Source organism: Variovorax paradoxus, from assembly GCF_000834655.1.
In the GTDB taxonomy this organism is placed as follows: Bacteria; Pseudomonadota; Gammaproteobacteria; order Burkholderiales; family Burkholderiaceae_C; genus Variovorax; species Variovorax paradoxus_F.
Genome location: NZ_JXQQ01000137.1, coordinates 1 through 10,992, shown reverse-complemented (window position 1 = coordinate 10,992; position 10,992 = coordinate 1). Strand labels below are relative to the sequence as shown.

The following is a 10,992-nucleotide window of genomic DNA, read 5'->3' as shown; positions in this document are numbered from 1 at the left end:
ACCCCGAGCCGATGGTGCGGCAGGTGCTGCGCGACGCGCAGTTCAGCACCGACACCCGCGAATACAAGCAGCCGCCGGACGGGGATGGCGACGACCCGCGCCAGCGCTACGCCACGGTACGCATCGAGTCGTTCCGCAGCGACGACGATCCGGTGCACGAGGACTGGTTCGTCCAGGCCCTGGAGGCGCGGCATGCGCTCTGGACCGCGCCCTTCATGCTCGGCACGGCGAAGGAACTGGGCATCGGCCATGCGCGGCCCAGCAAGCGGCGCGACGACGAAGGGGCGGCGCAGACGCTGGTGGTGGTGGCCGGCGTGTCGCTCGGGCATCTGTCGAACCTGGTGCGCGTGTTCGGCGGCACCGGCCATGGCCACAGCGCGCTGCTGAGTGCCGACCACCACGTGATCGCGCGCAGCGACCAGCCTCATGTCGTCCGCGCGCTGGAAGACCCCGTGGGCGGCGTGCTCGGCGCGCTGCACGCGCACATGCTGGCCAACGGCAGCCGGGGCTGGACCGAAGACATGGCCTTCAGCCTCGTGCACGACGGCGAGCGCTACAAGGTGCAGACCTCGCACATCCCATCGACCGGCTGGCGGCTCGTGAGCTGGGAGCCCGAGGACGCGCTGCTGGGCGGGCTGCACCGCAACGTGCTCTGGTCGCTGCTGCTCACGCTGAGCTTCCTGGCCGTGGCGCTGTTCATTTCGCTGCGCCTCTCGAAGCTGGTGACCGCGCCCATCGAGAACCTCTCGCGCACCGCGCGGCGCATCGGCCGGCTGGAACTGGACGACCTGCCGCGCGAATCGAGCCGGGTGTTCGAGATCCAGAACCTGAGCCAGGCGCTGGACGATTCGGCGCGCAGCCTGCAGGCCTTCAGCAAGTTCGTGCCGGTGGACGTGATCAAGCAGCTTGTCGCCGAAGGCCATGCGCTCGCGCCCAACGGCTCGCCGCGGCGAGTGACCGCGATGTTCACCGACGTGGAAGGCTTCACCAGCATCTCGGAATCGATGGACGCCGACGCGCTCATGCGCCAGCTGACCGCGTACTTCAACCTGGCCACGCGCGTGTTCGCGCGGCACGGCGGCGTGGTCGACAAGTTCATGGGCGACGGGATCATGGTGCTCTGGGGAGCGCCGGCGGACCTGCCGGACGCGGAGTACCGGGCCTGCATCGCCTCGCTCGAACTGCACGACGAGATGAGGGCGCTCAACCGCAAGTGGCGGGAGGAGGGCCTGCAGGAGTTCCGCACGCGCATCGGCATCCACACCGGCGTCGTGATCGCCGGGGTGCTCGGCTCGAGCGACCGGCTCTCCTATACGGCGCTGGGCGACGTGATCAACGTGGCGAGCCGCATCGAGAGCACGAACAAGCAGTTGGGCACGCGCACCCTGATCTCGCAGGCCACGTTCGAAGGGCTGGGCGGACGGCTGGCCACGCGGCGCATCGAGGAGCTGGTCGAGCTGCGCGGCCGCCAGACGCGCATGGTGCTGTACGAGCTGGTGGGCTCCGCCTAGCCGCCCTTGACCCTGCGCGCGAACGCCTCCAGCCCGTCGATGGTGATCTGGATGTGCCGCTCGAAGCTGCTGTCCAGCGGCACGGTGGTGCCGTTGTCCCAGCGCACGATGAAGGCGGCGTTGGCGAGCAGCGGCAGGTTGCGCGCGAGCACGGGATGGTCGAGCGGGCGGATGGTGTGCACGCGTTCGCGCAGTTCCTCGGCCCAGGCCTGGGTGTTGTCGGCGGGCAGGGGCGAGAACTCCATCGTGAGGAAGCCCAGCATCGCCGCGATCACGCAGTTGTAGGCCTCCAGCAGCGACTGCTCCTCGAAGCCGGCCTCGGCCAGCGCCGCGAGCACGCCTTCGACCAGCTCGGTGGGCAGGCTGCCGTTCGACACCAGCTGCGCGCCCAGCAGCTGCGCCACGTTGGGGTGGCTGCGCACCGCGGCGCGGCAGCGGTGGAAGAGCTCGGCGATCCATGCCTGCCAGGCCATCCGGCCCGTCGGCGGCGTGACCTGCGACATGACGGTGGCCGCCACCTCGGCGAGCAGCGCTTCGCGCGTGCTCACGTGCCAGTGCACCGTGGCCGGGTACACGCCAAGCTGCGACGCGATCTCGCGCATGCTGAACGCGCCCAGGCCGAACTGGTCGATGTGCGCGAGGGCGGCCTCGGCGATGAGGCGCTTCGACAGCGCGCCGCCGCCGGTGGGGCGGCCGGCGGTCTTGGGTTTCGGCGTGGGCGTGGGCGTCGGCTCGGCAGTTTTCTTTTTCATGGAAGCGGGTGTTGTGCGGCGGGCGAATTGATTGTATAAATATTATTAATTGTGCAGTGATCAATTAAGCCGGCCGAAAAGGCCGCTCCTCATTCAAGGACCCTTCCATGACCGACGCAGCCATCGACCATGCCCTCGCCGGAGTGCACCAACGCTTCACCGAGAACAATCCCGAGAGCCGGCGCCGGTTCGACGAGCAAACGCGCTACATGCCCGGCGCCAACACGCGATCGGTGCTGTTCTATGCACCGTTCCCGCTCACCATCGCCAGGGGCGAGGGCGCCGCGCTGTGGGATGCCGACGGCCACCGGTATGCCGACTTCATTGCCGAGTACACGGCCGGCGTCTACGGCCACTCGGCGCCCGAGATCCGCGAGGCGGTCATCGAGGCGATGCAGAGCGGCATCAACCTCACGGGCCACAACCTGCTCGAAGGGCGGCTGGCCAAGACCATCTGCGAGCGATTTCCTCAGGTCGAGCAGCTGCGCTTCACCAACTCGGGCACCGAGGCGAACCTGATGGCGCTCACCGCCGCGCTTCACTTCACGGGGCGGCGAAAGATCGTGGTGTTCTCGGGCGGCTACCACGGCGGCGTGCTCGGCTTCGGCGACAAGCCCTCGCCGACGACCGTGCCCTTCGACTTCCTCGTGCTGCCCTACAACGATGCGCAGCGCGCGAGCGAGGAAATCGCCAGGCACGGGCCGCAGATTGCCGCCATCCTGGTCGAGCCGATGCAGGGGGCGAGCGGGTGCATTCCGGGGCGCCTGGATTTCCTGCAGGCGCTGCGCGACGGCGCCACGCAGGCCGGCGCGCTGCTGGTCTTCGACGAGGTCATGACCTCGCGCCTCGCGCCGCATGGCCTTGCGAACAAGCTGGGCATCAGGTCCGACCTCACCACGCTGGGCAAGTACATCGGCGGCGGCATGTCGTTCGGCGCTTTCGGCGGGCGCGCGGACGTGATGGCGCAGTTCGATCCACGCACAGGGGCGCTCGCGCATTCGGGCACCTTCAACAACAACGTGATGACGATGGCGGCCGGGTATGCGGGGCTCACGAAGCTGTTCACGCCCGAGGCGGCCGGTGCGCTGGCCGAGCGCGGCGAAGCGATGCGGGCGCGGCTCAACGCGCTGTGCGCGAAAGAGGGCGTGGGCCTGCAGTTCACCGGCGTGGGCTCTCTGATGAATGCGCACTTCGTGAGCGGTGAAGTCCGGCGCGTGGACGACCTTGCGGTAGTCGACGGGCGCTTGCGCCAGTTGCTGTTTTTCCACCTGCTGAGCCGGGGCATCTACACCTCGCCGCGCGGCTTCGTCGTGCTGTCGCTGCCGTTGTCAGATGCGGACATCGACGGCTACGTCGCCGCCATCGGCAGCTTCATCGGCGAATACCGGACGCTCTTGCCTAGCGCGAAGTAGCCACGCCCAGCAGCGCGTGCAGGCGCGTGCTGGTGGTCGTGTACTGCAGCGGCACGGCCTTGCCCGGGAACACGATGGCGGTGGCGCCCCAGGCCGCCAGCGTCGCTTCGTGGAAGCCGCAGACGATGAGCTTCTTCTTGCCCGGATAGGTGTTGATGTCGCCGACCGCGAACACGCCGCGCTCGCGGGTTTCGTATTTTTCGGTGTCCACCGGCACCTGCTTGCGCTCGAGCTCCAGGCCCCAGTCGGCGATGGGGCCGAGGCGCGGGGAGATGCCCAGGCACGCGACCAGCGCGTCGAGCGGCAGGTCGACGGTGGAGGCATCGGGCGTGGTGATCTGCAGTTGCTTGCCGTCGAAGGCGGTCGGCTGGCCGACCTTGAAGGCCAGCTTGCCGGCAGCGACGAGGGCGCGCATTGCGGCGATGTTCGCCTCGTCCGCCTGGAAGCCATCCCGCCGATGGACCAGCGTGACCTGCCGGGCGATGGCGGTGAGCGCGATGGCGGTTTCTAGCGCGATGTCGTCGCCGCCGTTCACCACCACCGCCTGCCCCGCAAAGCGGTCCAGCGAATCGGGGTGATAGAAAAGCACGCTGCCTTCGAATTGAGCGATGCCATCGAGCACGAGGCGCTTGGGCACGAAGGCGCCGACGCCGGCCGCGATGAACACCGTCTTCGCGAGGAAGGCCTTGCCGGCGGACGTCGTCAGCAGCAGACGCTCGTCGGCCTGGCGAGCGAGCGTGGCGACCTGCTCGCCGAAATGAAACTGCGGCTTGAACGGCGCCACCTGCGCGAGCAGCGACTGCGCAAGGTCGCGCCCGCTGGTCACCGGCGTGCCGGGAATGTCGTAGATCGGCTTGTCGCCATAGAGCGCCACGCACTGGCCGCCCGGGACGGGCAGTGCATCGACGATGTGGCAGGAGATTTCAAGCAGGCCCAGCTGGAAGGCCTGGAACAGCCCGACAGGGCCGGCACCGACGATCAGGGCATCGGTCTCGACAGGATGGGAAGGCATTTATGGAGTCCTTCCAGAAATACCGCGGAACCGGCTTTGCCGGGCCGCCGGTATTGCCCCCGGCGAGGGGGTGTGCGAAGCGACACGAAGTGCGCGCAGCATGGGGGAGAGCCCCTTTACCGCACCAGCTCCCCGACCTTGTCGGTCTTGTCTTTCCAGTCGTCGGCGTCGGCCAGCGCGGGCTTGCGCTTGGTGATGCTCTTCCAGCCGTCGGCCACGGCCAGCTCGGCATTGATCTTGATGAAGGCGATCTGGTTGGCCGGAAGGTCTTCCTCGGCGTAGATCGCGTTGACCGGGCACTCGGGGATGCAGACCGCGCAGTCGATGCATTCATCCGGGTCGATCACCAGCATGTTGGGACCTTCACGGAAGCAGTCGACGGGGCAAACGTCCACGCAGTCGGTGTATTTGCAACGGATGCAGGCTTCGGAGACGACGTGGGTCATTTGTCTTTTAAACGTCAGTTTGATCGGGGAAAACCCCAGATTTTAGGCCTTTGCGGCGGCGGGCTGCACGAGGACCGCAGCAGCGGTCTTGTGGGAGGCGGTATCGACCAGCACCAGCGAGCCCAGGGCGCGCGATTGCGTGAAGGGCAAGACAGCCAGCGGCTGCTGCAGCGCGAGCACCACATCGCCAATGGAATTGGCGTCAAGCTGCGTCGTGGGCTCCGATTCGAGCGTGGTGATGTTCACCCGGTCGACGATGCGCGCAACCTTCGCCTTGACCCAGCGGTGGCCCTGCAGCGCCCAGTAGACGCGGCCTGCGACCAGCGGCTCGTCGTCCAGCCAGGCCACGGTGGCGGTGATCTCGCGCACCGGCTCGAAGGCGCCGGGCGCCAGCAGCCAGTCGCCGCGCGACACGTCCACCTCGCGGTCCAGCACGATGCCGGCGCTGTGGCCCGCATGCACCGACTTCGGCTGGCGGGTGTGGCTCAGGACCTGCGCGACGGTGGCGGTCTGGTTGCTCGGCAGCACCGTCACGCGCTGGCCCGGCTCCACATGGCCCGAGGCCACGCGGCCCCAGAACACGCGGCGGCCTTGCGAAGTGTCGGCGGAAGAAGAGAACTTCTCGACCCACTGCACCGGGAAGGCGAACGGCACGGCCTCGTCCTGCACCGTGACCGGCAGGTCCTCGAGCAGCGAGAGCAGGCTCGGGCCTTCGTAGCCCACCCAGTCGGCATGGCGCGTGGCCACGTTCCAGCCCTTGAGCGCGGAGATCGGCACGATGCCCGCGACCTGCACGCCAGCCGCTTCGGCAAAGGCGTTCAGCGCGGTCGAGATGCGCTCGAAGGCGAGACCCGCGTCATCGATGGCGTCCAGCTTGTTGACCGCGAACACGATCGACTGCACGCGCAGCAGGTGGCACAGCAGCGTGTGGCGGCGCGTCTGCGGCAGCAGCTCGCGCTTGACCACGGTGCCGTCTTCCACTTCGGCGGCCCAGGCGAGCTTGGTCGCATCGACCAGCACCACGGCGGCGTCGGCGGCCGAGGCGGCGGTGACCATGTTGCGCGTGTACTGCTCATGGCCCGGTGCGTCGCCGATGATGAACTTGCGCTTGGCGGTCGAGAAGTAGCGGTACGCCACGTCGATCGTGATGCCCTGTTCGCGTTCGGCCGAGAGGCCGTCGGTCAGGAGGGCGAGGTCGGTTTCGCCGCCGCGCTGCACGCCGGCCAGCTGGTCCTGCAGCACGGTCTTGCTGTCCACCAGCAGGCGGCCGATGAGCGTGCTCTTGCCGTCGTCGACCGAGCCGCAGGTGATGAAGCGCAGGGCGGTGCCGGTGTCGCCGTGCACGGCGAGTTCATTGGGAGTGGCTGTCGTCGTCGCGCTCATCAGAAGTAACCGTCTTTCTTGCGTTTTTCCATGGATGCTTCGGAGGTCATGTCGTCCATCCGCGTTGCGCCGCGTTCGCTCACATCGACCGACAGGGTTTCGAGCACCACGTCGCCGGCATCGGCCGCGAGGCTCTCGACCGGGCAGGTCGTCGTGATGTCGCCCACGGTGCGAAAGCGCACGTCGCGCACCTGCACCGTTTCGCCGTCGCGCGGCGGGGTGAGTTCGGTCACCGGCACCAGGAGGCCGCGGCGCTCGACAACCTCGCGCTTGTGCGTGTAGTAGATCGACGGCAGGCCGACGTGCTCGCGCTCGATGTATTGCCACACGTCCAGTTCGGTCCAGTTCGAGATCGGGAACACGCGGAAGTGTTCGCCGGGCGCCAGGCGCGTGTTGAACAGCGTCCACAGCTCGGGACGCTGGTCCTTGGGCTGCCATTGGCCGAAGCTGTCGCGGTGCGAAAAGATGCGCTCCTTGGCGCGCGCCTTCTCTTCGTCGCGGCGGGCGCCGCCGATCAGCGCGTCGAAGCGGAATTCTTCGATCGCTTCGAGCAGCGTCACCGACTGGTGCGCGTTGCGCGATTCGCCCGGGTGCGCCAGGCGCACGGTGCCGCGCTTCATCGAATCCTCGACGCTGCGCACGATGAGTTCGGCGCCCAGCTCCTTGGCGCGCTGGTCGCGGTAGGCCGTCACTTCGGGGAAGTTGTGGCCCGTGTCGATCATCAGCAGCGGGTAGGGAATGCGGCCCGCGCCGAATGCCTTCTCCGCGCACTTCAGGAGCACCAGCGAGTCCTTGCCGCCCGAGAACAGCAGGGTGGGGCGTTCGAAAGCGGCCGCCACTTCGCGCAGGATGAAGATGGTTTCTTCCTCCAGCGCATCGAGGTGCGTGTTGGACAGGTGCGCCGGCGACAGCAGCAGTTCGGTTTCGGTACGGGCGTTCATCGGGTGGGGGCTGGATTCAGGGGATCGGTGAGGCGTTGGCGCTCAATGGGCGATGTGCAGGCCGCACTCGCGGTTGTCTTCGCCCTTCGTCGGGTCCACGTAGTCGAAGTTGTTCGGCAGGCCGTGGGCCTCGCAGTATTCGTACAGATCCTTGGACGACCAGTGCAAGAGCGGCGCGACCTTGATGAGGCCGTCCGGGTTCACGCTGACCGGGTCCATCTGCGCGCGCACCGCCGTGTCGGTGGCCCGCAGCGCGGTGAACCAGACCTTGGGCGCCGTCTCGCGCAGCGCGCGGGCGAAGGGCTCCAGCTTCACCTCTTCGGTGAATGCGGCATGGCGCGGATCGTCGAGCGCCGGCGTCGGGCCTTCGACCGCTTCGCGGTGCGCGCGCGAGCGGCGCGGCAGGTAGATGTGCAGGTCAAGACCCAACTGCTTGGTCACCTCGTCGGCAAAGCGGTAGGTGGCCTCGGTGTTGTAGCCGTTGTCCATCCAGACCACCGGCACATCGCGCCGGGCACGCGTGACCATGTGCAGGATCACCGCCTCGAACGGGCGGAAGTTGGTGGTGATGATCGAAGGCTGGCCGAGGCCGATGGCCCAGTCCACCAGGCCTTCGGCGTTGCGGCCGAGGTCGGTGTTGATGCGTGCAAGGTCGATGCTCATGTCGGATTCCGATGCGGTCTCAGCTGCCGGCCACGAAGTGCGGCGCGGTCTTGACCGCATCGCCCTGGTAGAAGGCCGAGAAGCGGTCGAACTGGCGCTGCGCGTCGGAGGCGTCCACGCCTTCCTTCAGCACGGCGCTGGAGAAACCGGTGCGTTCCATCTGCACCAGCTGGTCGATCAGCACGTCGCCCGTGGCGCGGATGTCGCCCGTGAAGCCCAGGCGGCGGCGCAGCAGGAAGGCCTGGCTGTAGGCGCGGCCGTCGGTGAACTTCGGAAAGTTCAGGTCGATGCGCTCGATGTCGGCCAGGCACACCTCGATGGCGAGCGGGTCGGCATCGTTGGCCAGCTGCAGCACCTTCGGGTCGCCGTCGTCGATGTGTTCTTCGGCGGAAAGGATGTTCAACGTCTTGTTCATGCTGCTTCCTCCACCTTGAATCGCGCACCGTTGGCCGCGGCCTTGAACGGGTCGTGGCCCACGCGGCGCAGGGTGTCGATGAAGGTCTCGCCCGACGAACGGGTGTCGCGGTAGGTCGTGAGCACGGCCTCGATCACGCCCGGCACTTCGGCCGCCGAGAACGAGGGGCCCACGGCCTTGCCGGCCTGCGGCGTTCCGCTGAGCGCGGAGCCGTCCGAGCCGCCCAGGGTGACCTGGTACCACTCCTTGCCGTCCTTGTCGACGCCCAGGATGCCGATGTGGCCGCTGTGGTGGTGGCCGCACGAATTGATGCAGCCGCTGATGTGCAGGTCGATCTCGCCCAGGTCGTCGAGTTCGTCGAGGTCCTGATAACGCTCGGTGATGGCTTCGGCGATCGGGATCGAGCGCGCATTGGCCAGCGCGCAGAAGTCGCCGCCGGGGCAGGCGATCATGTCGGTCAGCAGGTGCACGTTGGCGCTTGCGAAGCCGGCCGCGCGGGCTGCGAGCCACAGCGCGTGCAGGTCTTCGGCATGCACCCAGGGCAGCACCACGTTCTGGTCGTGCGTCACGCGGGCCTCGCCGGCCGAGAAGCGGTCGGCCAGTTGCGCGAGCGTGTCCAGCTGGTCGGCCGAGGCATCGCCCGGGGCCTGCTTCAGGCGCTTGAACGACAGCGTGACGGCGCGCAGCGCGGGGTTCTTGTGCGGCGCGACGTTGCGGGCGAGCCAGCGGGCGAACTGCACGTCGTCGGCGGCGTAGGCGCGCAGTTCGGCGTCGGTCTTCTCTGCGCTCTGCAGCACGCGGGTGGCCAGCGTCGGCGGCACGAAGGAGGCGGCCACGCGGTCGTACTCTTCCTGCGTGATGGTGTGCGGTGCGCCGTCGTGCTCCAGGATCTGCTTGTACTCGGCATCGACGTCGTCGATGTAGCGCTGGCCTTCGGCCTTCACCAGGATCTTGATGCGCGCCTTGTAGATGTTGTCGCGGCGGCCATAGCGGTTGTAGACCCGGATCACCGCCTCGAGGTAATTCATGATCTGCTGCCAGGGCAGGAACTCGCGCAGCACGGTGCCGATGATCGGCGTGCGGCCCATGCCGCCGCCCACCTGCACGCGAAAGCCGATTTCGCCGGCTTCGTTCTTCACCACGTGCAGGCCCACGTCGTGCCAGCCGGTGGCGGCGCGGTCTTCGGTGGCACCGGTGATGGCGATCTTGAACTTGCGCGGCAGGAAGGCGAATTCAGGGTGCAGCGTGCTCCACTGGCGCATGATTTCCGCGAATGGACGCGGGTCGGCGATCTCGTCGACCGCGATGCCGGCGCGCTCGTCGCTCGTGATGTTGCGGATGCAGTTGCCGCTGGTCTGGATGCCGTGCATGTCGACCGATGCCAAGAGGTCCATCACGTCGGCCGACTTGGCGAGCGGAATCCAGTTGTACTGGACGTTCTGGCGCGTCGAGAAGTGGGCGTAGTGGGTCGGAAGCTTGTGGCTGCCGAGCAGGCCCTGCGTCTCGATGGCCTTGCGGTAGACCTCGGCCTCCGGCTCGTCGTATTCGCGGGCGATCTTGGCCAGCACGCGCAACTGGCGGCTGGAGAGCTCGCCGTAAGGCACGGCCACGCGCAGCATCGGCGCGTAGCGCTGGACGTACCAGCCGTTCTGCAGCCGCAACGGGCGGAACTCGTCCTCGTGCAGGCGGCCCTTTTGCCAGCGCTCGAGCTGGTCTCTGAACTGGGCGGCCCGTTGGTGAACGAACTGGCGATCGAATTCTGTGTATTGGTACATCGTGCGTAGGTCTTGTCTTGAAGTGCGGTGCGTCCAGCGCGCCAGCAAGAAGCCGGGATTCTGAAAGCGGGCCTTATGGAAACAAACTATTTTTTGGTTCGCGCTTTATGCGGATAAGCTTATTCGCCAGTGTTCATGCGGGTTTCGGGGCGGTTGAATGCTTATTCTGGATAAGGGCGATGGGGTGAGATCCCAGTTTTCTGAGACGTGGATTTTAGGAATTGGCGAGTAGGGTTTGGGCTTCGGGCTCTATTTTGGGGTTTTGGTTTTTTTGAGTTCCGAGGCCGGGACTCGCCCCGGCGGGCGAGCTACTTTCTTTTGCTTCGCCAAAAGAAAGTAGCCAAAGAAAAGGCGACCCCGCTGTCTGCGACCCTTCGCTGCGCTACGGGCAACCTGCGGTGCTCGCGTTTCGCGGGGTCTCGCAGAACTCGCTTCGCTCAAACAGCTGCGAGCCCTGATCCGCGAAACGCTGCGCTCCTCGGCGCAGCCAGAGGGGCTTGGGCACCGGACGCGCCATCGCTTTGCTCGGCTTGCGGTCGGGCCATTGCTTCGCTCGGCCGCCGTGCCCCCACCCCAACCCTCCCCCTGAAGGGGAGGGAGAAATACAGGACATGCGACAGGGGCCTGATGCATTGCTCCTTCCCCTCCCGGGGGAAGGCTGGGATGGGGGCACGACGGCGCT

At 67.2% G+C, this 10,992-nt stretch carries 10 protein-coding genes; 2 read left to right on the top strand and 8 right to left on the bottom strand.

The genetic code is table 11. The features are described 5' to 3' along the window. Positions 1–1,511, top strand: a 1,511-nt coding sequence (locus RT97_RS31770) for an adenylate/guanylate cyclase domain-containing protein (protein ID WP_042582862.1), incomplete at its 5' end; no start/stop codon positions are given. Here the strand turns inward: RT97_RS31770 and RT97_RS31765 are convergent. Continuing rightward, entirely contained in the window at positions 1,508–2,263 is a 756-nt protein-coding gene (locus tag RT97_RS31765; protein WP_042582861.1) for a TetR/AcrR family transcriptional regulator, read from the bottom strand. The two genes, RT97_RS31770 and RT97_RS31765, sit on opposite strands and share 4 nt — an antisense overlap. 107 nt (positions 2,264–2,370) lie before the next feature. Between RT97_RS31765 and RT97_RS31760 the strand changes: the two genes are divergently transcribed. Continuing rightward, entirely contained in the window at positions 2,371–3,675 is a 1,305-nt protein-coding gene (locus RT97_RS31760) for an aspartate aminotransferase family protein (protein WP_042582860.1), read from the top strand. Here RT97_RS31760 and RT97_RS31755 read toward each other — a convergent pair. From RT97_RS31755 to RT97_RS31725, 7 genes are all read right to left on the bottom strand, one after another. Beyond that, positions 3,662–4,687: an NAD(P)/FAD-dependent oxidoreductase gene (locus RT97_RS31755; protein WP_042582859.1), complete on the bottom strand. Its 1,026-nt coding sequence runs from the start codon at positions 4,685–4,687 to the stop codon at positions 3,662–3,664. The genes RT97_RS31760 and RT97_RS31755 overlap by 14 nt on opposite strands. A gap of 116 nt (positions 4,688–4,803) precedes the next feature. After that, a complete protein-coding gene (fdxA, locus tag RT97_RS31750; RefSeq protein ID WP_042582858.1) occupies positions 4,804–5,133 on the bottom strand; it encodes a ferredoxin FdxA in 330 nt (109 codons plus the stop codon). A gap of 42 nt (positions 5,134–5,175) precedes the next feature. Beyond that, entirely contained in the window at positions 5,176–6,516 is a 1,341-nt protein-coding gene (locus RT97_RS31745; RefSeq protein WP_042582857.1) for a sulfate adenylyltransferase subunit 1, read from the bottom strand. Further along, positions 6,516–7,457 carry a sulfate adenylyltransferase subunit CysD gene (gene cysD, locus RT97_RS31740; RefSeq protein ID WP_042582856.1) on the bottom strand — a complete coding sequence of 314 codons (942 nt, stop codon included), beginning with the start codon at positions 7,455–7,457 and terminating at the stop codon, positions 6,516–6,518. The genes RT97_RS31745 and cysD overlap by 1 nt, the downstream gene beginning before the upstream one ends. 42 nt (positions 7,458–7,499) lie before the next feature. Continuing rightward, complete coding sequence (locus RT97_RS31735) at positions 7,500–8,120, bottom strand: phosphoadenosine phosphosulfate reductase domain-containing protein (RefSeq protein WP_042582855.1); 621 nt, start codon at positions 8,118–8,120, stop codon at positions 7,500–7,502. Between the two features lie 19 nt (positions 8,121–8,139). Continuing rightward, positions 8,140–8,535: a DUF934 domain-containing protein gene (locus RT97_RS31730; RefSeq protein ID WP_042582854.1), complete on the bottom strand. Its 396-nt coding sequence runs from the start codon at positions 8,533–8,535 to the stop codon at positions 8,140–8,142. After that, positions 8,532–10,310 (bottom strand): nitrite/sulfite reductase, encoded by a 1,779-nt coding sequence (locus RT97_RS31725; protein WP_042582853.1) that lies wholly within the window; start codon positions 10,308–10,310, stop codon positions 8,532–8,534. Before RT97_RS31725 ends, RT97_RS31730 begins: the two co-directional genes overlap by 4 nt. Between the last annotated feature and the right edge of the window lie 682 nt (positions 10,311–10,992).

Coding starts and splice junctions, on each gene's coding strand:
- RT97_RS31760 (WP_042582860.1), top strand. CDS start 2,371: ATGACCGACGCAGCCATCGACCATGCCCTCGCCGGAGTGCACCAACGC.
- RT97_RS31725 (WP_042582853.1), bottom strand. CDS start 10,310: ATGTACCAATACACAGAATTCGATCGCCAGTTCGTTCACCAACGGGCC.
- fdxA (WP_042582858.1), bottom strand. CDS start 5,133: ATGACCCACGTCGTCTCCGAAGCCTGCATCCGTTGCAAATACACCGAC.
- RT97_RS31735 (WP_042582855.1), bottom strand. CDS start 8,120: ATGAGCATCGACCTTGCACGCATCAACACCGACCTCGGCCGCAACGCC.
- RT97_RS31730 (WP_042582854.1), bottom strand. CDS start 8,535: ATGAACAAGACGTTGAACATCCTTTCCGCCGAAGAACACATCGACGAC.
- cysD (WP_042582856.1), bottom strand. CDS start 7,457: ATGAACGCCCGTACCGAAACCGAACTGCTGCTGTCGCCGGCGCACCTG.
- RT97_RS31755 (WP_042582859.1), bottom strand. CDS start 4,687: ATGCCTTCCCATCCTGTCGAGACCGATGCCCTGATCGTCGGTGCCGGC.
- RT97_RS31745 (WP_042582857.1), bottom strand. CDS start 6,516: ATGAGCGCGACGACGACAGCCACTCCCAATGAACTCGCCGTGCACGGC.
- RT97_RS31765 (WP_042582861.1), bottom strand. CDS start 2,263: ATGAAAAAGAAAACTGCCGAGCCGACGCCCACGCCCACGCCGAAACCC.